Raw genomic sequence first — 22,644 nt, forward strand, 5'->3', positions numbered from 1 at the left:
GAAATAGCTTCACTTTTTTCTTTGATGAAAAATTTCAAATTTTGCGCTGCACCAAATTCACCGTGCAAAACGGCAATCAGGACCGTGGACAGGCGATTAATGCATGCACCGGAAGCTCGTCAGCAACGCCTTTAACCGCAAATTTGCCGATAAATTCGTCCGCATCTGGCACCATCGCAGCAAACACATCAGACATTAAAAGGTCCCGTCCCGTCTGTTTGGTCAGCGATTCCAGCCGCGCCGTCCGATTAACGGCGACTCCCATTACGGTAAAGTCCAGCCGGTTCTGGCCGCCGACATTGCCATAAACAACCTCGCCATAATGCAAGCCAACGCCAAACCGCAACTGGGGCTGGTTCTGTAAATCGCGCTGGATATTTTTATGGTCCATGTCTGATAGGGCCTGCCGGGCCGCGGCCAAAGCCTGCTGACAAACCTGTTCCGCGCTTTCATTGCCATCCGGTGCAAACACAATCAGCATGGCATCCCCAATGAACCGCAAAATCTCGCCACCATTGGCCAGCACGGCGGCCTCGACTGTTTCAAAGTAACAGTTCAGGCTTTCCAGCAATTCTTCGGTAGAAAGCGTTTCCGTCAGCAAGGTGAAATCGCGCAGGTCGCTAAACCCCAATGCCGCACGAATAACTTCGCCATCTCCGCGCTTGATCAAACCATTTAACACCCTGGCACCAGTTCGCGGCCCCAGATAGGTATCAAGCAACCCGGTCGCCAGGCGCCGCACGGCGTGCATTTCGACAATCGGTGTAAAAAAATCAATGATCCTGGCAAATTTCGCCTCGGCATCCGGGCCAAAGCCTGCCGGGTCCTTTGATGCAAAGGTCAGCATGTTCTGGCTGCCAACCGCAAAGGTCATGCTCATGACAATATAATCAGTGAATCCGGCATCAATCAGCTCGCCAATCACACTGTGATGTTCACTGCGATCAATTTCCTGCAGGTTCAAACGCAGGCTTCTTCCGGTTTTAAAAACAATCTCGGCGGGGCTGCCAATATAGGCTTCTGTCGCCCTGGTACCGTGTTCGGCCCCCGTAACACTTGCGCCCTCGCCCGCCTTCCATAAATAGGACCATATCTCCATTTGCGGATGAATGGTTCCAAACCCGCAGCGAATGCGATCAATGTGGCAACCTTCGGCCAGCAGGGCGTCGCCAAAGCCATTCAGGAATGCCAGTGGTTCGGAAAATGTTCGGCCCTTGCGGCCAAGCCAGGCGATAATTGCGTCGTGATTCCACATGTTTCCTGCCTTTGCCCCGTATTTTAGGATCGTCCCAATTTATGAAGGCATTCTATATAGTACCCAAACCGATATCCGGAATTGTGCATCAGTGGAAAAGCTGAAGTGCCACATATAGGCATAAACAGTCATGCCATGCTGTTGTAGCATGTCTATCCTGCATATTTTTGTAACAAACTGTTTCAGTTCGGCAAATGGAAATGCCCTGTTACAGTTTTGTGGATGCAATAAGGGCCCTCTCGCAGCATGGTGTCGCTGCAATTGGTTTAAAACCAGGGAGGAAACCCTAAATGAAACTTAGCAAATCCATTCTCGCTGCTAGTGTTGGCATTGCCGCACTTGCTTCTGCATCGCTGGCACATGCAGAACCGACCGCTGAAGTCCTGCATTGGTGGACTTCGGGTGGCGAAGCAAAAGCTGTTGCAGCCCTGAAAAAGGATTTCGAAGAACACGGCGGCAAATGGCAGGACAGCCCGGTTGCCGGTGGTGCGGGTGATGCCGCTATGACCGTTCTGCGTTCGCGCGTTCTGTCTGGCGATGCACCGAGTGCCGTTCAGCTCAAAGGTCCGGCCATCCAGGAATGGGCCGAACAGGGCGCGCTGGCAAACCTTGATGATGTCGCCAAAAAGGAAAACTGGGACGAAGTCATTCCCAAGCGTATCCAGGACATCATGAAATATGAAGGCGACTATGTCGCTGTTCCGGTGAACATTCACCGTGTCAACTGGATCTGGTCGAACCCGGAACTGCTTGCCAAGGTTGGCGCCAAAGAAGGCCCGAAAACCTGGGAAGAATTCAATGCCCTTGCTGAAAAACTGAAAGCCGCCGGCATTACTCCGCTGGCACATGGCGGTCAGCCGTGGCAGGACGCGACGATTTTTGAAACCGTCGTTCTGGGTATGGGTGGTCCGGAATTCTTCCAGAAAGCCCTGGTTGATCTTGATGAAGACGCCCTGAAATCCGACACCATGAAAAAAGTGTTCGACGAAATGCGCACGATCCGCGGTTACGTCGATCCGGATTTCCCCGGCCGTGACTGGAACCTGGCAACCGCAATGGTCATGAATGGCAAAGCCGCCATGCAGATCATGGGTGACTGGGCAAAGGGCGAATTCCTTGCTGCTGGCAAGGTTCCGGGCAAAGACTTCCTGTGCTCGGCTACTCCTGCTGACAATGGTAACGGTTTCCTGTTCAACACCGACAGCTTTGCCATGTTCAAAGTTGATGGCGAAGACAAAGTCGAAGGCCAGAAGCTGCTCGCCGAACTGATCGTTGGCAAAAAATTCCAGAAGACCTTCAACCTGCTGAAGGGTTCGATCCCGGCCCGTACCGGCGTTTCGCTTGATGATTTCGACGAATGCGCGAAAAAATCGGCTGCCGATATGGAAGCAGACCAGAAAACCGGCGGCTTCCTGCCGTCCATGGCACATGGCATGGCCCTTCCGGGTCACCTGTCGGGCGCCATTGTTGACGTCGTCACGGCACACTTCAACTCGGACATGTCGTCTGACGAAGCTGTCAGCCGCCTGACCGAAGCCGTTGAACTGGCAAAAGACTGATCCTTCAGTCGTACCGAAATTGCCCATGAGGCAATAACACACTGGCCCCGGAACCCCGTTTCGGGGCCAGCTTCCCTTATCTTTTAATTATTTTGAGGCAAAGGGCATGGGGGCTTCTTCAAGCACCGAAAGCAACCTGATGGCCAGCCTGCAACGTAATCTTTCCAAGATCGTTGTTGCTCCATCCTTTGCTGCGTCCCTGTTTTTCGTCTACGGCTTCATCATTTGGACCGCCTGGATGGCGTTTTCCAAATCGCGCATGATGCCGGTCTATGACTGGGCCGGGCTGCGGCAATATGAACGCCTGTGGCAAATGGAACGCTGGCATGTTGCCATCGAAAACCTGCTGATTTTCGGCGGTCTTTTTATCGTTATCTGTCTTGTCCTCGGTTGTCTGCTGGCAGTTTTGCTTGACCAGCGCATCCGTGCGGAAGGCGTTCTTCGTACTGTATTCCTTTATCCGATGGCACTGTCATTCATTGTGACAGGGACCGTCTGGAAATGGATTCTCAATCCCGGTCTTGGTCTTGAAAAGATGATGCATGACCTGGGATGGGCCAGCTTCAAATTTGACTGGCTGGTGAATTCGGACTTTGCAATTTATACGGTCGTTATTGCTGCTGTCTGGCAGGCATCAGGCTTTGTCATGGCGATGTTCCTTGCTGCCCTGCGCGGTGTGGACCAGGATATTATCCGGGCCGCCTATATGGATGGCGCCAGCCTTCCGCGCATCTATTTCGGCATCATCATCCCGTCTATCCGGCCTGTCTTCCTCAGCGCGATCGTGGTTCTTGCCCACCTTGCGGTCAAAAGCTTTGACCTTGTCATCGCCCTTACCGGTGGTGGCCCGGGCTATTCATCGGATCTTCCGGCAACCTTCATGTACACCATGGCCTTCCAGCGCAACCAGCTTGGTGTCAGTGCCGCCAGTGCCATGATGATGCTTGCCACCGTGATGGCGATCATTGTGCCGTATCTGTATTCCGAACTGCGCGGAGGCAAGAAAAATGGCTGATCTCCAGACTTATGGCCAGGATTCGGGCCTCAAGCATACCCTGCTGCGCGGTTTGCTGTATCTCGTCCTGATCCTGTTTTCCGTCTATTACCTGTTTCCGCTTTTTGTAATGGTCACAACCTCGCTGAAATCACTGACGGAAATTCGTGAAGGCTCGCTGATCTCCCTGCCCCGCGTCGTAACCTTCGATGCATGGGACTATGCCTGGAACCAGGCCTGTGTCGGCGTTGAATGTTCGGGTATCAAAACCTTCTTCTGGAACTCGGTCAAAATGGCCATTCCGGCGGTTCTGATCTCGACGATCCTGGGTGCGCTCAATGGTTATGCCCTGACCAAATTCCGCTTCCGCGGTGCCAACATCATTTTTGCGATGTTGCTGTTTGGCTGCTTTGTGCCGTTCCAGGTTGTCCTGCTGCCGATGTCACAGACACTTGGCCGCTTGGGCATTGCCAACTCGACCGCCGGTCTTGTGCTTGTGCACGTTGTTTATGGCCTGTGCTTTACCACCCTGTTCTTCCGCAACTATTACGTTTCCATTCCGGATGAACTGGTCAAGGCAGCTACCATCGACGGCGCGGGTTTCTTTACAATTTTCTGGCGGATCATTCTGCCGATCTCAGGACCGATCATTGTTGTTTCCGTCATCTGGCAGTTTACCCAGATCTGGAACGACTTCCTGTTCGGCGCTTCCTTTAGCTCCGGTGACAGCGCACCCATGACTGTCGCCCTCAACAATATCGTCAACACCACGACCGGCGTTAAACAGTACAACGTCGACATGGCTTCTGCCTTGCTTACCGGGCTTCCGACCCTGCTGGTTTACATCCTTGCAGGCAAGTATTTCGTCCGTGGCCTGACAGCCGGTTCGGTGAAGGGATAAAGAAATGGCATCACTTACCCTTGATAAAGTCCGCAAGACTTTCGGGTCCGTCGAGGTTCTCAAAGAGATCAATCTGGCGATTGAAGACGGCGAGTTTCTCGTTCTTGTCGGTCCGTCGGGCTGTGGCAAATCCACGCTTCTGAACCTGATTGCAGGCCTTGAAACCTCGTCAGACGGTGAAATTCGCATTGGCGATCGCGTTATCAATAACGTGCATCCCAAGGACCGCAACATCGCCATGGTGTTCCAGTCCTATGCGCTTTATCCGAATATGACTGTGCGTAAAAACATCACCTTTGGTCTTGAAATTCGCGGCGTTTCGTCTGCCGAACGCGACAAGGCCGTTGATGATGTTGCCCGCCTGTTGCAAATCGAAAACCTGCTGGACCGTAAACCGTCCCAGCTTTCGGGTGGTCAGCGCCAGCGTGTTGCCATGGGCCGTGCCCTTGTGCGTAACCCTGACATCTTCCTGTTTGACGAACCGCTGTCAAACCTGGATGCCAAGCTGCGCGTTGATATGCGTACCGAAATCAAAAAGCTGCATCATCGTCTGGGTGCTACGATTGTTTACGTGACCCACGACCAGATCGAAGCCATGACCCTTGCCTCGCGCATCGCCGTGATGAAGGGTGGCATTTTGCAGCAGTTTGATACGCCTCAGCGCATTTATGAAAACCCCAACAACATGTTTGTAGCCGGTTTCATTGGCTCGCCGTCGATGAACTTCATCAATGCCCACCTGATCGAGGAAAACGGCCGCATCGCCGTTACCTTTGACAATGGTGGCCAGAACGTTGTGCTGCCCCTGCAGGATGACTGCCCGGAAAGCTACCGCGCCTGGATCGGCAAGGATGTTGTTTTCGGCATCCGTCCCGAAGCCCTGACCCACAAGCGTACCGGGTCAGACCAGCCGGGCAGCCAGTATGTCAATTTTGATGCCAAGGTCGAAGTTATCGAGCCGACCGGCGCCGATACCATGACGGTCATCAATCTGGGCGGCAAGGAAATCGTGGCGCGTGTCAGACCTGACAGGGCCACCAACCCCGGAGAAATGATGACATTCTCCGCGGACATGAATCAGATCAGTCTGTTCGATCCCACAACGGAAGTTCGGATATGATCTGAATGGTGGGTGGTTCTGGGGGCCACCCGCCATTATTTTTGCTATACTGCTGCATGGATGAAAAAGCAGGTCACAAGAACCGCATTCATTTTGTGCGTGAATAACACATAAAAAATACGTTCTTTTAGGGAGGAACGATCAATGACGACACGGGCCCGCACCAAAGGTGCCGGCATTCGTTTGAAACTGGGGGCATCCTTTGGCGCCATGGCCGCATTGACCGCCATCGCAGCCATTGTCGGCATCGTCTCCATCGAACGAATTGCATCCTCACTTAACGAAGTTACCCATACCTCGTCGGTTACCTCGGCCTTGCAGGCCGCCGATGAAAGCAGCGCCATTGCCGTTCTGGCATCTGAAATGGCAACCAACCCGCAGGCAGATATCGATAATTTATCCGCTCGCGCACAGGATCGGATGCAAACGCTTGATCAGGCAACAACCGGCACCGACCTTGCCGCTGAAGCCGAAAAACTGCGCCCGCATCTGACATCGTTGATAAACGCGGCCACCACCCGCCAGAAAAACGACGAGCAGGTAAAACAGAACATCAAAACCCTTCGGGACCAACACGAAACGTTCCGCAAGCAGGTTAAACAGCATATTGATGATGCCAATAGCGCCCTGGTCAAAAGCAGCAACGCTGTTATTGGCACCGCCAGCGAAAACCTTGACCGTCTGATTTCCAACGAAGTCGGCACATTGCGCACGGCACTGACCCTGCAGGCAGAAGGCAACCGCGTTGTCGGGCTGCTGATCGAAGCGGCAAATGCCGCAACACCCGACCTTCTTGCAGACCTGCAGGCGCGTTTCGATGCCGCCAGCACCCACCTGAAGGAACTTGGTGAACAATCGGCTGCGGATGACCTGAAAAACATCACGGAAGCCCTGATTGGTTTTGGGCAGGGTAACAACAACATCTTTGCCATCCGCCAAAACGAAATTACGGCAACAACCCAATCAAGCGCCGTCTTCCGCAATGCCCGCGAAGGGCTGGAAGCCAAACTTCACCAGTCCTATGCCGAGCTAAACCAGGCCATTGCCGATGCGGCCCTGCCCGCAGAACAGGGATACCAACTTAAGGCCATGGTGGCCGAGGCCTATGCACTGATGGTGGCAGGAACAGCGGCGGAAACAGGGGAAGGCGCAAACGAATTTAAAAAACAGTTCCGCAGTTTTTACAGCGAGAACCGGAAGGTTCCGGAAACCATCGCCCCTGCTCTTGCCAAGCCAATTGGCGATTTTTTAAAGCTGGGCAGCACCCGGGGCGGGCTGTTTGATTTACGCAAACAGGAACTTGATGCCATCGAACGCGCACATACAACCTGGTCCCGGCTGGCAAATGACCGCAAAACCGAACTGCTGCAAACACAGGCCGCCTTTCGCGATGCCATATTGCCAGTCGTTAACGCCGCCGATGAAAGCCTGCGGGCAAAATCATCCAGCATTCAGGCCCAAACCCAGTCCGATCTTGGTGGTCTTTTAAACCGTGACCTTGCATCCCTGATCACGATGGCGCGGCTGGAAGCAGCTGGAAACCTTGCCATCGGTTACCAAAACCAGGCTGCCGCAACAACGGACCTTGATACCCTGGGCACGCTTTCAGATCGCCTGAAGGATGTTGCGAAAACCACCACTGATCTTTCTGGCAATTTGCAAAACCAGACGGAGCTGGTTGATGCGGCCAAAAAACTGGCGGCAGTTGAAACGATTATCACGCCACAACATGATGAAATCACCGCCAGCGAACAGGCTGGCACGGAACTGGGCAATGTTCGCAAAGCGGTTGAGACAATGGGCGTGCAGGGTGTTGCAACTGCCGCAGGCAAACAGGCGCGCGCCGTTGGTGAACAATCAACGCAGGTGATTATTCAGGGGCGCTGGGCATTGATTGCCATTGGCGTTGTATCGCTGGTTCTTGCCGGGCTTCTGGCATGGCTTTATGTCGGCCGTGGTCTGATTGCCCGGTTGGATCGCATGCGCAACGCGATGGACGAAATTGCCCATGGCAACACCGCCGTCACCATTTCCGATAACGGGGCCGATGAAATTTCCAATATGAGCCGCACATTGGAAGTTTTCCGCAATAACGCCGCCGAAATACAGGCCGCCAGCCAACGCGAAGAAACCCAGCGCCTGCAGGCTGCCGAAGAACGCAAGGCAACCCTTAATGCGATGGCTGATAACTTTGAACAGCGCATTATGTCACTTGCCAGCGAGATCGGTACAGCCGCACAGGCAATGTACCAATCCGCCGAAAGCCTGGGTGAACACAGCACGCTAAGTGCCGAACGATCAGACAGTGCCGCCAGGGCCACCCGCGAAACAGCAACATCGGTTGAAACGGTTGCTGCCGCTGCCGAAGAACTTATGGCATCGATTGGTGAAATTCGCCGCCAAACCGCTGAATCCAGCAGCATCGCCAAATCCACCTCGCAAAAGGCCGAAGAATCAGCCCACAGCGTGGACCAGCTTAACCAGCTTGCCATCGAAATTGGCGATGTGATTACCCTGATTTCCGATATTGCCGAACAAACCAATATGCTTGCGCTCAATGCCACCATCGAGGCCGCCCGCGCCGGTGATGCTGGCAAGGGTTTTGCCGTGGTTGCCAACGAAGTCAAACATCTGGCCGATCAAACAGCAAAGGCAACAGCCGATATCGAAAGCCGGGTCAAGGCGGTTCAGACCGCGACACAATCAACCCGGAACGAAATCAAATCCATCAGCGATACGATTGGCACCCTTGATGACATCACCGCCAGTCTTTCAGGCGCGATAGAACAGCAGGCATCGGCCACCGGCGAAATTTCGCAAAATGCCCAGGCAGCAAATGCCACAACGCAACGCGCGGCCGAGGATGTTGGCCAGGCCAATCGTGTTGTTCTGGAAACCGGTGAAATATCGCGTGATGTGCTTTCTTCTGCCCGTGACCTAAGCGAACGGGCAACTAACATCCAGCGCGAAGTTGATGCCTTCCTGCGTGATGTGCGTAACGCCTGAGGGGACTACCGGATCAAGCGTTCCGAAAGGCCATAACGATCAAACCCCGGAAGGTGCCTGCATTTGCACTTTCCGGGGTAACCTTACAATCACCTGCAGGCCACGCCGGGGCAGATTGTTAAGTGAAATCTGACCTTCATGGGCATCAATCACGGTACGCACAATGGAAAGGCCAAGGCCACTGCCCCCGGTACTGCGCGCGCGTGATCCCTCCACCCGGTAAAAAGGCAGGAAAACCTTGTCCTGTTCATCTTCGGGTATGCCGGGGCCTTCATCATGGATCATAACAATCACCTCATCGGCGGTTGCATCCAGGCTTACATAGGCGCGATGGCCGTATTTCAGGGCATTGTTGATCAGGTTGGTAAAGGCACGGCGCAGCGTCCCTGCCCGGCATGTCAGGCGAATGCTGCGTTTATCACCAAAGGAATGGGCTTCTTCGTTTTTGCTGCCAAAAACCGTATTGACCAGATTAAAGGTCAGCGGCTTTGGCCCTTCAAAGGTTACCGGGCGGCCCAGATCGGCGTAATCATCGCAAATCGCCTCAAGCACAGACGTAAAATCAACGGTGCGTTCTTCTTCCTTGTGAATCCAGTCACCCAGAAAATCCAGCGCGTCGCTTAACAGCTCATCCATTTCATCCAGGTCGCGCAGCACCGTTTCACGCAATTCATCGTTATCAATAAATTCGGCACGCAGGCGAAGGCGTGTACTGGGTGTGCGCAAATCATGGGAAATGGCTGCAAGCATCCTAGTGCGGTCTTCCAGCATCCGGGCAATTCGAAACCGCAAGGCATTATATGCTTCTGCCATCGAACGGGCTTCTACTGGTCCACGTTCTTCAACCGGGTCGCCTTCAACTTCATCGCCATTTTTGCGAATGGCGCTTGCCAGTGTTTTAAACGGCCCGGCCAACAAATCGGCCAGGGCGGCAAACACGGCCAGTACGGCAATCACCCCAACCACAAACATGATAAACACAACAGAAGGCGTTGCGTAATCGCTCCATAACTGGGCATGCGACAGCATCATGCGTCGGCCGGAAGGAAGGGTCAGTTCTATTTGGGCTTTCAGGCCAAGGCGGGCAATTTCACGGGATAGCTGGGCGAAAAACAGGCTGGGGCTTTTGGCCTGCTCAATAACATCACGTTGCTCTGCACTCAGGCGGCCATGGCGGAAATGGACCTTTACCGCCGTTGGCCAGCCAGCATCGCCCAAGCGAACGGGCATCGCAATATGTTGTGCCGGGCGGGAATATAGCAGCAGGCTTTCAACTTCCTGTGCGGGCAGGATTTCCACATGAAGGCCATCCTGCGCCCCCACATTTCGGGCATTTCCACGCAGTTCCGGGTTTTCCGCAATCAGCACCAGTTCACGAATGGTGAAACCCAGCGTATAGGCGCGACTGATGCGTTCGGACCGGTCAATAATGTAAAGCGACGCCATGCTGGCAAGGGTTGCAATAATCACCCCGCCAATCATCATGATCAGGAAAATGCGCCCACCCAGTGTTCTGGGTTTATACCAGCGAGGATTTACCGTTGCCACCTTGCCCCTGCCCTTCGCGGATCAAGCCGGGACAACATCGGCACAAAACTGATAGCCAATGCCGCGCACGGTTTTGATCAGTTTGGGGTTCTTGGCATCTTTTTCGATTTTGCGACGAAGACGGCTGATCTGAATATCGATGCTGCGATCAAACGGGATCGAGCTTTGACCGCGCACAATATCAACCAGTTGATCACGCGATAAAGGCCGCTTGTTATGTTTCACCAGGGCACGCAGCAGTGAAAATTCACCGGTTGAAAGATGCACGACAACATCATCGGCATCGCGCAATTCCCGCGAACCAAGGTTTAACACCCACTCGCCGAACCGCACCTTTTCGGCACTGTTTTCGGTAATTTCCGCTGTCGTACCTGTTTCAGCACGCCGGAAAATGGCCCGGATACGTGCCAGCAGCTCGCGCGGATTAAACGGCTTGGTCAAATAATCATCCGCGCCAAGTTCCAGGCCAAGGATACGGTCTGTATCCTCGCCCACTGCCGTCAGCATGATAATCGGCACTTTGGACGTGCGGCGCACATCACGGCACAGCGCAAAACCATCCTCGCCGGGCAGCATGATATCAAGGATCAAAAGGTCGATATTCCAGTCCCGCAGGGCTTTGCGCATTTCGGTTCCATCCGAAACCGTTGTCATGCGATAGCCATGCTGCATCAGAAACTTTTTTAACAGCTTCTGGATTTCCTGGTCATCATCAACAACCAGAATATGGGGTTCACGACGGGAATTCAGCCTCTGTCTCCTGCAAAATCAATGGCTTTTTGCCAATCGCGGCGGAGTGTAATCGGTTTTTGTAACAAATTGAAGCATTCTGCGTGCGCGCCCAACCGTAAACACCGATACAGTATGCCAAACTGTTACCATACCAACCCAACATGCCCCCTAAAAACGGTGCAGGGGCGAACCAACCTTTGATCCGCCCCTGCCTGTTTTACGTTGTTAAACGCCATAAATAGCGTTCACCATATGATCGTTTATTTCAGGTCATAAAGCTTGGTGCTGCCCGATACTTCGGATGCAACCACCAGCATGGCATTGCCCGTCGGGCTGTGGGCGGCATCAATAAACAGCATGCCTTCCGGTGCCAGTTCACCGGCAGTATCCTTTTCCGGGTCACCATCAAAATTACGATCGGTGTGATAGGTCACAAATTGCGGGTTTGCCGGATTGGTCAAATCATAGACCATAAATCCGCCCTGGCGTTCCAACCCGATAAAGGCATAGGGCACGCCATTCACATAACCTGCGGCCGCACCTTCCGGTTCCGGGCCTTTGTCATCGGAACGGTCGTCAAAGCTGCCATTTTCGGTATTGTTGGAATTGAAATCCTTGGGCAGATAGGCACCAGCATATTGTTCAAACTGGTCACCGCTATCAAAAATCATAGCTGCCTGATCATCAAGCACCGCAAATGACCGGCCACCAAAGCTGAAAAGCTGGTCAAAGTCACCATCGCCATCAATATCACCCTGCGCCGTGGTTACCTTCAAACGGCCCAGATTTTTCTTTTTCTGAAGCTTTTCAGCATCGGGAAACGCCATCGGGTCCAGCTTCAGGTCGGCAACACGGGCTTCTTCGCTATAGCCCTTATAATCGCGGGAATCCCCTTCATTGGCGATGATGTAATAATTTTTACCACCAATTTCGATACCGGCAATGGTGTCGGGCATATACATGCCAAAGACCGGCCAGGGTTTGATGCGAACCGCATCATCCTTGTTGCTGGCATCCATGGCATTAACCATGTGGTCCTTAAACCCAAGACCAACCACATCACTGACACTGGCCGATGCGATATCGATAATCGCAATGGCATTGTTTTCCTGCAAGGTGACATAGGCCTTACGGTCGTCCGGGCTGATGGCGATATATTCCGGCTCGATATCCTGTGCAACGCTGGATGTACCGGGGTTTGCAGTGCGCATGCCATTTGGCAGCTTTTTATCATTCAGCGCGTCAAAACGGGCAAAACGAACATTGGCATTGGTAATTTTCGTCACATCACCGGGCACGGAAATTACTGCAACGCTGCCTTCCGGGTCATTATCAAAGGCATCGTTTGGTTCACCTTCATTGGCAACCAGTACGTGTTTGCCATCATGGGTGAATTTGATCATGTCGGGCAAGGCGCCAACCTGAACGGCAGCTTTGAAATTACCGTCAATGTCAAAAAATACAGCCTGGCCCGGTGCCTGTTTGTCGGTATTTTCAACCGCGGCAACCACCAGCCCGTTATGAACCGCAACACTGTTTGCCGCCTTACCCCATTGCGACAGCGCAATGGTTCCCAGCTTTGAAACATTGGTCGGGTTTGAAATATCAAGAATATCAATGCCTTTATCGCCACCATTCACAACAAAGGCGCGCTTGCTGGCTTCGTCATAGGCAACAATCTCAGCACCACCTTCGTCAAACAGATGGGTACGATATTCGCCAAGGGGCGCAATGTTCAAGGTATGGGCCACTTCATTTGCACTGCGAAGGCTGATGCCTTTTTCCATGGACGGTCCATTTCCCGCACAGGCCGAAAGCAAACCGGAAATGGCAACGCCTGCCATCAAAATCGAACGACGCATCACTTGTCCCCTTTAATTAAAATTGGCAAATGCCGCACAATGCCCGCTTGGGGTAACGTTTTTATGACCATGATATGACGCTTTCATAAATATCTGCCGGCAATAAGTGCTCTGTTTTGCTGAATTTTACGTATCAATCCAATAACAAACGCAACAGGACACCTCCTTGCCATGCCGTCTTTCGATATTGCTGTTATTGGTGCCGGAATTACCGGTTTGAACGCCGCCAACATCCTGCATAAAGCCGGGCACAGGGTGCAGGTTTTTGAAAAAAGCAGGGGTCTGGGCGGCCGCCTTGCCACCCGCAGAACGGATGTCGGCATTTTCAATCACGGTGCGCAATTCGCAACGGCCCGCCATCCTGATTTCATTCGCTATCTTGAACAGGGTGTCAAAGCTGGTATCGCACAGCATTGGCGACCTGAAAAATGGCAGGACGGTTCAGATAATGAAACATCTGCGCTGGTTCCGACCGGCTCGCTCGCCCGCGATGAAAACCCTGGACGGGCAGAAACCTGGTATCGCGGGCACCCGGCCATGAATAACCTGGTTTCCGCGCTCAATACCGGTTTTACCATTCATCGTAATGTTCGAATTGCGCGGATTGCCCCCGTCTCCCGAAACCGGTTTGAACTTCTAAGCCACCCTGTCACCCTCCAGCAGGCCAATCCACTATCCCACGGGGTTTTCGATGGCGTTATCGTTGCCATTCCGGCCCCGCAAAGTGCTGAAATCCTGATGCCGCTTTCACCACGGTTTGATGTGTTGGATGACGTCGAAATTGCACCGTGCTGGGCGGTAATGCTGGCGTTTGCGCCTTCAAACCCGATCCCTTACGATGTTTTTGCCAGTCCCGACCCTGCAATCGCCTGGATCGGGCGTAATCCCGATGGCAACACAGCCGCAGGGAACGGCGAATATACCCGCTGGACAATCCATGCCTCCGTCGAATGGTCCCGCGAACATCTGGAAGATAAAGCCAGCAATGTTGCCGAAACCATCCACGATCTTGCCCATCACGTATTTAAAGAGGCAGGCATCACACTGCCGCAGCCTGTTTTAAAGCAGGCTCATCGCTGGCGATATGCCCGTACCACACACCCCCTTGGACAAAGCCACATTGCATCTGCCGACGGACGCATCATTGCCGCCGGGGATTGGTGCATGGGCGCACGCATCGAGGCTGCCTATCAAAGCGGGGAATCTGCCGCACACGCGATCATGACATCCCTGCAAACCCCATGGCTGGGCTAGAGCACGTCGTGTTTAATCTGTATCATTTTGTTTGTTTTTGGCGAACCGTTTGGCAAGGCACAGCGTTTGAGCGATGCGGCGCATCGGTCAAACGGTGCAACGCCGCGAAATGTCGCCAAAATCAACCCCTTCGGGCCAAGACTGTCTCCGGCAAAATGATGCAGATCAAATGTGACGTGCTCTATGGGGCATGCAAAATAAAAAGGGCAGCGCCGGATGACGCTGCCCTTCAAGCTTATGCTTTATAAAATCAGGATTGAAGTGTGCGCAGTTCCGCAATCAGACCCGCGGTCGATGCATCACGGCTTTCGGCACTTTCACTGCCCTGCACCATTGGCAACAGTTCTTTTGCCAACTGTTTGCCAAGTTCAACGCCCCACTGATCATAGGAATTAACATTCCAGATCACGCCCTGAACAAAGATTTTATGTTCATACATCGCAATCAACCGACCCAGAGTAAATGGATCAAGCTGGCGATACAGGATCATGGTGCTGGGCTTGTTACCGGCAAAAACCTTGTGCGGCGCCAAAACATCAATGTCATCGGCGGACATGCCCTGCAAATCCAGTTCATGGCGCACTTCGGCTTCGGTTTTGCCAACCATCAGGGCCTCGGCCTGGGCAAAGCAGTTCGCCACCAGCTTGTCATGATGGTTCTGCAAGTCATGCAACGGTTTCGCCGCTACCATAAAATCAACCGGGATCAATTCGGTTCCCTGATGGATCAACTGGTAAAAGGCATGCTGGCCATTGGTGCCCGGTTCACCCCAAATGACAGGGCCGGTTGCGGTTTGAACCGGCTTGCCATCACGCGTGGTTGATTTGCCATTACTTTCCATATCGGCCTGCTGCAAATAGGCCGGCAGGCGCGATAAATGCTGGTCATAAGGCAAAATCGCCTGGCTCGAAGCCCCCAGAATATTGCGATACCAAACACCGATCAGGCCCAGAATAACCGGGATATTTTCGGCAAGCGGCGCCGTTTTGAAATGCTGGTCCATTGCCGCACCACCGCGCAGCAATTCTTCAAACCGGTCATAGCCAACAGCCAGAATAATCGGCAAGCCAATTGCCGACCAAAGGCTGTAACGGCCACCTACCCAATCCCAGAAACCAAAGGCATTGGCGGTATCAATGCCAAATTCCGCGACCTTATCAAGGGCAGTTGAAACGGCGACGAAATGCTTTGCCACCGCCCCGTCATCACCCAGCGCATCAACAAGCCAGCTACGTGCAGAATAGGCATTGGTCAGGGTTTCGTCGGTGGTGAAGGTTTTCGACGCAATGATAAACAGCGTCGTTTCCGCATCCAGCCCCTTTAGGGTATCGACAATATGCGCGCCATCCACGTTCGATACAAAATGACATTTAATGCCGTCAATATGATACGGACGCAGGGCTTCGTTAACCATGACCGGGCCAAGATCGGACCCGCCAATGCCGATATTAACGACATCGGTAATTTTCTTCCCGGTATGGCCTTTCCATTCGCCGCTATGCACGCGCGCGGCAAATGCCTTCATATTGGCCAGCACTTCCTTGATGCCCGGCATAACATCTTCGCCGTCCACCTCGACGGGGTCGCCGTCAATGTTGCGCAGGGCCACATGCAATACAGCACGGTGTTCGGTAATGTTAATGCGTTCACCGGCAAACATGCGGTCACGCCATTCGGTCACACCGGCTTCTTTCGCCAGTTCAAGAAGCCCGTTTAAAACATTGTCGGTAATCAGGTTTTTGGAATAATCGACAAACAGGTCATCCAGTGTGGAATGATAGCGCGAAAAACGCGCCGGATCTTCGGCAAAGGCTTCGCGCAGGTTCAGTTCGCTGGAAACTTCGGCGCCAATCCGCTTCAGATTTTCCCAACATTCGCTTAAACGTTCTGTCGACATTCTATCCTCGAGTTACAGGTCGTTGGGCCATATCGGCCAGAGCAAAACTGTGTGGGACAGTCTGTAGGAAACTTTCGGGCGATCGTGTGGGACAATCGCCCGAAATTGTGTTTTTCGCCAAGGGCGTGATCAGGCTTGCGCCATAAACGCCAAAACTTCGTCTTCTGTCGGCAACGCGTTGATTGCGCCACGTTTGGTTGCCGTCAGGGCACCCACCGCATTTGCAAAACGACAGGCAGCACCAACCTGTTCCGCCGAAGACAGCAAATCATTGTTTTTTAACAGACGCGACAAAAAGCCCGCCGTAAAGCCATCACCCGCACCGGTCGCATCTACCGAGGTCACCGTGAACGGTTCGGCAAAGCCATTCCATTCAGTGGTATAATACCGGCTGCCTTTTGATCCCATGGTGACAACACACAGCTTCCAGTGATCACACCAAAGCTGTTTCAGGCCAACTTCATGGTCTTCTTCGCCGGTCAGGAAAGTAACTTCCTCATCGGAAATTTTAACGATATCGGCCTTGGTAATTGCCAGGCGCAGAATTTCGCGTGCGCGATCTGCCGATGGCCAAAGCGGCAAACGCAGGTTCGGGTCGCACGAAATAATCGCCCCACCCTCGCGGGCAATTTCAATGGCACGCAGGGTGGCTGCGCGCGGGTCATCGTCAATCATGCAAAGGGTGCCGTAATGAAACAGCTCGCATCCTTTAAGCATATCGACATCAAGATCGGAAATGGACAGCAGCATGTCAGCCGAAGGGGAACGGTAAAATGAAAATTCACGTTCACCATCCGCCCGCAACGACACAAATGCCAAACCGGTCAGCGCTTCCTTGGTCAGCACGATGCCCGATGTATCAACATCGTCAGCTTTCAGGGTATCGACCAGAAAATGCCCGAATGCATCATCACCCAGTTTGCCAATGAAACCGGTTTCAATTCCCAAACGTTGCAAACCAACAGCAACATTGCCCGGTGCCCCACCGGCTGCCTTTGCAAAGGCCGGTGCATCGGCAAGACCTGTGCCCGTCACGGTCGGCACAAAATCAATCAACAACTCGCCAAGGCAAACTGCTTTTGCCGTCATTTAAATTCTCCGCTTGTTTCGCCGGTATAACCGACCTGTAACGTTTCCGGTGTGGGACAGCCCTCTTTTAATCGATTCAATCCTTACCGCAAACAAAAAGCCGTAACCGGCGAAAAACGGGTAAATTTTGGGGTGCCTGTTACGAAATCGCCATCTCGACTTCGCGCTTGCGGCCAATTTCCGTCATCCAGGTTGCGAAATGGGGATCGCGCTTTAACTGGCGGCCATAATGGCGACGCAGGGCCTCGCTAAATCGCCCGTCACGGCCCAATAGGTCATCGGCATACCCGATCATAACCGAATTGGGCCATGCCTGCGGGCGAATGGCAACCAGGCGTTCAAACAGCTCGTCCTCGGAAATTTCCGGCTGGGCCTGCGCCATCAGCATAATCATGGATGCGGTAGACCGCGAAACCCCCATATGGCAATGCACCAGCAAATGCCCGTCTTCCCGCAAATCACAGGATTTCGCCAGTTCCTCGCCAAAGGCCAGAACCTTTTCGACATGTTCCCGGCGCGGCATTTCCTGGCCCGGCAGATCTTCGATAATGTCGTGGAAACGCAAAATGGTGCGTTCATGCGGTGAAAACTTGGAAAACGCTTCCGGGTCCGGCGTTTCAGGGTCCAGCACCGACAGGATATGGGTGACTTTGCGTTCGGCATGATCGGGCAGCTCTTCAATGCCACAAATCGTCAGAAGCGAGATCGATACTGATTCCATTTCTTCATCCTGCGTTACCATAAAACAAAACGACCGGCATCCTACCCGGATACCGGTCGCATTGAAACGCATCACCAGAAAGTTTGATGATTATTTCTTATTTGCCGCGTGAAGGTTCAGCATTTCCCACGCCATGGTCGCACCGGCCAGCGAGGTAATATCAGACACATCAAAAGGCGGCGAAACTTCAACAACGTCACTGCCGATCAGATTGATGCCTTCAAGCCCGCGCAGGATCGATACTGCCTGGTGTGTGGTCAAACCACCCAGAACCGGCGTGCCCGTCCCCGGTGCATAGCAGGGATCAAGGCCATCAATATCAAAGGTGATATAAGCCGGGCGATCCCCGACCACTTCCTTGATACGGGTCACGATTTCGGCAATCGACATCGCCTGAACATCCGGCCCGTAAAGAATGTTGTACCCATGTGCCGATTCATTGTGGGTACGAATACCAACCTGAATGGATTTGGACGGGTCAACAATCCCCTTCTGGGCGGCATGCCAGAACATGGTGCCATGATCAATACGGTCGCCGTCATCTTCCCAGGTGTCGGAATGGGCATCAAACTGAATCAGGGAAATCCCCTCGCCGTATTTTTCCGCATGTGCCTTAAGGATCGGATAGGTGATGAAATGATCCCCGCCGATCGTCAGCATCTTTGCACCGGACTGAACGATGGTGCGCGCATGATCTTCGATCATATCGGGCAGTTTTTCCGGATGGCCGGGATCAATGACCATATCGCCATAATCAATAACAGCCAGTTCACCGAAAATATCACGGCCCGACGGAAAGTGTGGGGCCCACGCCAGATTGGCCGAGGCACGGCGCACACCCTGCGGGCCCAGGCGCGTACCCGGGCGTGCCGATGTTGCCAGATCATAGGGAACACCCGTAACAGCCACATCAATCCCGTTCAGGTCGCGGCTATAGCGGCGACGCATGAAGGACAGCGCACCGGAATACATCGGTTCGCTGGTGTTCTGATGCACCGATTTTGCGGTAAAGGCGTTATCGCCGCCTTTTGTATCAATGACGCCGGTACTGCTCATTTTAATCCCGCCCTTTCATATTTCAGGCGTCGCCCAGTGCAATCCAGGTCGACTTGATTTCACAATACTTGTCCAGTGCATGCAGCGACCGGTCACGACCGGTGCCAGACTGTTTATACCCGCCGAACGGCATGGTAATAGACCCGCCATCCCAGCAATTCACCCAAACCAGGCCTGCGCGCAATTTGCGGGCCGCCAGATGCGCCTTGTTAATATCGCGCGTCCAAACGGCTGCTGCCAGCCCATAGGGTGTATCGTTCGCGGTTTTAACGGCTTCCTGCCAATCGGCAACAGAAATAACCGACAGGACCGGGCCAAAAATTTCTTCCCGTGCAATGGTCATGGCATTGGTCACGCCATCAAAAACGGTCGGCTCGATGTAATACCCCCCGCTTTCGGTGCGAACACGGCTACCGCCCAGCGAAACAGCCGCCCCTTCGGACTGGCCCTTTTCGATATAACCCAATACCCGGTTCATCTGGGTTTCATCAACGATGGCCCCCATTTCGCTTTTCGGGTCCAGCGGGTCACCCGGCTGCATGGCTTTGCTAGCTGCGATCACCTTTTCAATGAATTCATCCTTGATCGATTCTTCAACGATCAGACGTGATCCTGCCGTGCAGACCTCGCCCTGGTTATAGAAAATGCCACCGGCAGCAGCTTCGGCCGCGGCATCAAGGTCCGGGCAGTCTGCCAGAACGATATTCGGGCTTTTGCCCCCGCATTCCAGCCACACGCGCTTCATGTTTGACTGCCCCGAATATTGCAGGAACAGCTTGCCAACTTCACCCGACCCCGTGAAGGTTACGCAATCAACATCTTCATGCAGACCCAATGCCTTGCCCGCTGTCGGGCCAAAGCCCGGTACAACGTTCAAAACACCTTCGGGGATGCCTGCCTCTACGGCAAGTTCGGCAACGCGCAATGCCGTCAGGGATGATTGCTCTGCCGGTTTCAGAATAATGGAATTGCCCATCGCCAATGCCGGGCCCAGTTTCCATACCGCCATCATCAGCGGGAAATTCCAGGGCACCACAGCGGCAACAACGCCCAGCGGCTCGCGCGTGATCATACCAATTGAACGCGGGTCGGACGGCGAAATTTCGTCGTAAATCTTGTCAATCGCCTCGGCGTACCAGCGAATGCATTTATAGGACAATGGAATATCATCACGCACGGCAAGCGTGATGGGTTTGCCCATATCAAGGCTTTCAAGCAGGGCCAGTTCAGCCGCATGCTTTTCCATCAGGTCGGCAAATTTCATCATCACCGCCTTGCGCGTACCCGGTGATGCTTCCGACCAGCTGCCTTTTTCAAAAACGGCACGTGCCGCCGCAACGGCACGGTCCACATCGGCAATATCGCATTCGGCAATTTTCGTCAGAACCGAGCCATCGCGCGGGCTGATGCAGTCAAAAGTTTTGCCCGACAGCGCATCGACATATGCACCATTGATAAATGCCTTATTACGAAAATCCAGGCTGCTGGCCTGCGATTTCAGGGCATCAAAGCTAAGAGCAGTCGTCATGGGATAACTCCTTTTGCAGGGCGGGCCCATCAGTGTGCCGCACCTTGCTTGCGCAAAATTGTGAATTCAGTATGACGGTGGCGTCGCAGCACTCACCACTTCACATTCAACATCGCCAGCATTGCGAAAACGGTGGGGAATTTCGGCATTGAAATAATAGGCATCCCCCGCACCCAGCACCTGGACGCGGTCCCCTACGGTGACTTCCAGCTTGCCACGCACAACAACGCCGGCTTCCTCGCCTTTCTGGACAATCAGCTTGCTGCCGGTATCCCCACCAACGGGGTATATTTCATGCAAAACACGAAGCTGGCGATCCTTTCGGGTTGCGCCAACCAGCCGCATCGACATCGTGCCATCCGAAAGTTCGACCAGGTCATCACGCTTGAAAAAGATTTCCTCACCATTTTCAATATCGATGGTGAAGAAATCAATCATGGTAATCGGGATACCCTGCAAAACCTTGGCCAGCGAGTCTACCGACGGGCTGACACGGTTTTGCTCGATAGTGGAAATGGTACTGTTTGTAACACCAGCACGCCGTGCCAGTTCACGCTGCGACAAACCATACATATTCCGAATAGCCTTCAGACGATCTCCGACCTTTTGGCTCATCTTCTTATCCCTGGCGCCAGAACCGGATGCCGTTAAACGGCATCCAGATACCAGCGATGTTCAAGCGGCGTCACTTCGGCAAAAAACTCGTCATATTCTGCCCGGCGGCACACGTCGAATACCTCGACAAACTGTTCGCCCAGATATTCACGAACGATATTGCCGTTGGCAAAATGGTCCAGTGCCGAAATCATGCTGCGCGGAACAACCCGCCCGTTATGCTGTTCATAACCATTGCCTTCCACCGGCTCGCCGGGATCAAGCTTGTTTTTAAGACCGTGATGCACACCAGCCAAAACACAGGCCAGCACCAGATAAGGGTTGGCATCGGCCCCTGAAACACGGTGTTCAACACGTGCAGCCTTGGCATTTCCCGCCGGCACACGCAGGGCAACCGTACGGTTATTCAGCCCCCAGTTCGGCGACATTGGCGCATAGGCCTTGTTCTGGAACCGGCGATAGGAATTCGGGTTCGGGGCAAAAATTGCCATGCTTTCAAACATGGATGCCTGCAAACCGCCAATCGCATTTTTCAGAAGGTCGGAAACTTCTTCTTCGCCTTTCGGGCTGAAAACATTGTTTCCGTCAGCGTCGCGCAGACTGACATGGATATGAAGACCATTGCCCGCCTGATCCGAATAGGGCTTTGCCATAAAGGTTGCCGTGACCTTGTGATCCCAGGCAATCCCCTTCACGACACGCTTTAACTGCATGGCATGGTCGGCGGCCTGCATCGGGTCGCTGACATGGCCAAGGTTGATTTCAAACTGCCCCGGCCCTGCTTCGGCCACGATCGTATCGGCCGGAATACCCTGCCGGTTCAGTTCGCTTACGGAATCATGCAACACACGGTCGAAATTTTCGATCTCCTGTAACCCGTAAACCTGGATCCCGTCCGAGGCATAGCTGCCATCAAGTGGTGCCGGGGGAATGGGCCGCCCGGTTTCGTTCTGGTCAGCCAGATAAAATTCCAGCTCCAGCGCGACAGTCGGGTAAAAGCCATCTGCCGCCAGCCGGTCAACAACCGACTGCAACACATTACGCGGGTCAGCAAAAAAAGGTTTCCCGTCCAGATCGTAAAGCGACACCATTACCTGTGCCAGCGCCTGCTCCCCATAGGGCACACGGTGCAGTGTCCCGGGAATAGGTTTGGCAACATTGTCGCGGTCACCGCTGGACCATAGCAAACCGGTGCCTTCCGGGTTGTCACCCGTAATATCAACCAGGCAAACCGAACCAGGCATGTTGATGCCTTCGCCATAGCTTTTGAGAAACTTGTTTTTGGTGACGCGTTTTCCACGGAAAACGCCATTGATATCCGGGAGCAGTAACTCAACCAGTTCAATATCAGGATTGGCCTCAAAAAACCGTTGGGCTTCAGCCCTACCGTCTTCGACGAACGATTTGTTCATCGTCAAATACTCCCTGCACGGCTGTTCATTTGTGTCATAGCATTGTCATCGTGCCGCGCCGCATCAAAACGGTCAAGCCCTCGTTCGATATATCG

General features: G+C 53.5%; 17 protein-coding genes. 6 read left to right on the forward strand and 11 right to left on the reverse strand.

Annotated features, from left to right (window positions below):
- Positions 1-76: 76 nt before the first annotated feature.
- Positions 77-1,255, reverse strand: coding sequence for an adenylate/guanylate cyclase domain-containing protein (locus tag CSC3H3_RS10455; RefSeq protein ID WP_101284771.1), 1,179 nt, complete (start codon positions 1,253-1,255; stop codon positions 77-79).
- A gap of 290 nt (positions 1,256-1,545) precedes the next feature.
- Here CSC3H3_RS10455 and CSC3H3_RS10460 point away from each other — a divergent pair, with 290 nt between their 5' ends.
- From CSC3H3_RS10460 to CSC3H3_RS10480, 5 genes are all read left to right on the forward strand, one after another.
- Complete coding sequence (locus CSC3H3_RS10460; RefSeq protein ID WP_101270602.1) at positions 1,546-2,814, forward strand: ABC transporter substrate-binding protein; 1,269 nt, start codon at positions 1,546-1,548, stop codon at positions 2,812-2,814.
- 106 nt (positions 2,815-2,920) lie between these two features.
- Positions 2,921-3,829, forward strand: a complete 909-nt coding sequence (locus tag CSC3H3_RS10465) for a carbohydrate ABC transporter permease (protein ID WP_101270604.1) — start codon at positions 2,921-2,923, stop codon at positions 3,827-3,829.
- Positions 3,822-4,709, forward strand: a complete 888-nt coding sequence (locus CSC3H3_RS10470; RefSeq protein WP_101270605.1) for a carbohydrate ABC transporter permease — start codon at positions 3,822-3,824, stop codon at positions 4,707-4,709. The genes CSC3H3_RS10465 and CSC3H3_RS10470 overlap by 8 nt, the downstream gene beginning before the upstream one ends.
- Positions 4,710-4,713: 4 nt before the next feature.
- A complete protein-coding gene (locus CSC3H3_RS10475) occupies positions 4,714-5,829 on the forward strand; it encodes an ABC transporter ATP-binding protein (protein WP_101284772.1) in 1,116 nt (371 codons plus the stop codon).
- A 144-nt stretch (positions 5,830-5,973) separates the two neighbouring features.
- Positions 5,974-8,835, forward strand: coding sequence for a methyl-accepting chemotaxis protein (locus tag CSC3H3_RS10480; RefSeq protein ID WP_101284773.1), 2,862 nt, complete (start codon positions 5,974-5,976; stop codon positions 8,833-8,835).
- Between the two features lie 39 nt (positions 8,836-8,874).
- Here the strand turns inward: CSC3H3_RS10480 and CSC3H3_RS10485 are convergent, their stop codons facing one another.
- The 3 genes from CSC3H3_RS10485 to CSC3H3_RS10495 all read right to left on the reverse strand — a co-directional run bounded on the left by CSC3H3_RS10485 (position 8,875) and on the right by CSC3H3_RS10495 (position 12,977).
- The gene (locus CSC3H3_RS10485; protein WP_245881081.1) at positions 8,875-10,383 is read right to left on the reverse strand and encodes a sensor histidine kinase; all 1,509 of its coding nucleotides are present in this window, start codon (positions 10,381-10,383) and stop codon (positions 8,875-8,877) included.
- Positions 10,384-10,404: 21 nt separating this feature from the next.
- Positions 10,405-11,133, reverse strand: coding sequence for a response regulator (locus tag CSC3H3_RS10490; RefSeq protein WP_101270610.1), 729 nt, complete (start codon positions 11,131-11,133; stop codon positions 10,405-10,407).
- Between the two features lie 242 nt (positions 11,134-11,375).
- Complete coding sequence (locus CSC3H3_RS10495; RefSeq protein ID WP_245881082.1) at positions 11,376-12,977, reverse strand: choice-of-anchor I family protein; 1,602 nt, start codon at positions 12,975-12,977, stop codon at positions 11,376-11,378.
- A 171-nt stretch (positions 12,978-13,148) separates the two neighbouring features.
- Here CSC3H3_RS10495 and CSC3H3_RS10500 point away from each other — a divergent pair, with 171 nt between their 5' ends.
- Positions 13,149-14,231, forward strand: coding sequence for an NAD(P)/FAD-dependent oxidoreductase (locus CSC3H3_RS10500; protein WP_101284774.1), 1,083 nt, complete (start codon positions 13,149-13,151; stop codon positions 14,229-14,231).
- A gap of 250 nt (positions 14,232-14,481) precedes the next feature.
- Here the strand turns inward: CSC3H3_RS10500 and pgi are convergent, their stop codons facing one another.
- From pgi to CSC3H3_RS10540, 7 genes are all read right to left on the reverse strand, one after another.
- Positions 14,482-16,128, reverse strand: coding sequence for a glucose-6-phosphate isomerase (gene pgi, locus CSC3H3_RS10510; protein WP_101270616.1), 1,647 nt, complete (start codon positions 16,126-16,128; stop codon positions 14,482-14,484).
- Positions 16,129-16,257: 129 nt separating this feature from the next.
- On the reverse strand, positions 16,258-17,217 hold the full coding sequence (locus tag CSC3H3_RS10515) for a PfkB family carbohydrate kinase (RefSeq protein WP_101284776.1): 960 nt from the start codon (positions 17,215-17,217) through the stop codon (positions 16,258-16,260).
- Positions 17,218-17,356: 139 nt separating this feature from the next.
- A complete protein-coding gene (locus CSC3H3_RS10520) occupies positions 17,357-17,938 on the reverse strand; it encodes a tyrosine phosphatase family protein (protein ID WP_101286189.1) in 582 nt (193 codons plus the stop codon).
- Between the two features lie 90 nt (positions 17,939-18,028).
- A complete protein-coding gene (gene speB / locus CSC3H3_RS10525) occupies positions 18,029-18,994 on the reverse strand; it encodes an agmatinase (protein ID WP_101270620.1) in 966 nt (321 codons plus the stop codon).
- Positions 18,995-19,016: 22 nt separating this feature from the next.
- A complete protein-coding gene (locus CSC3H3_RS10530; RefSeq protein ID WP_101284777.1) occupies positions 19,017-20,522 on the reverse strand; it encodes an aldehyde dehydrogenase in 1,506 nt (501 codons plus the stop codon).
- A 66-nt stretch (positions 20,523-20,588) separates the two neighbouring features.
- Entirely contained in the window at positions 20,589-21,137 is a 549-nt protein-coding gene (locus CSC3H3_RS10535; RefSeq protein ID WP_101270624.1) for a cupin domain-containing protein, read from the reverse strand.
- Positions 21,138-21,169: 32 nt separating this feature from the next.
- Entirely contained in the window at positions 21,170-22,549 is a 1,380-nt protein-coding gene (locus CSC3H3_RS10540) for a glutamine synthetase family protein (RefSeq protein ID WP_101270626.1), read from the reverse strand.
- Between the last annotated feature and the right edge of the window lie 95 nt (positions 22,550-22,644).

Source organism: Thalassospira marina, from assembly GCF_002844375.1.
In the GTDB taxonomy this organism is placed as follows: Bacteria; Pseudomonadota; Alphaproteobacteria; order Rhodospirillales; family Thalassospiraceae; genus Thalassospira; species Thalassospira marina.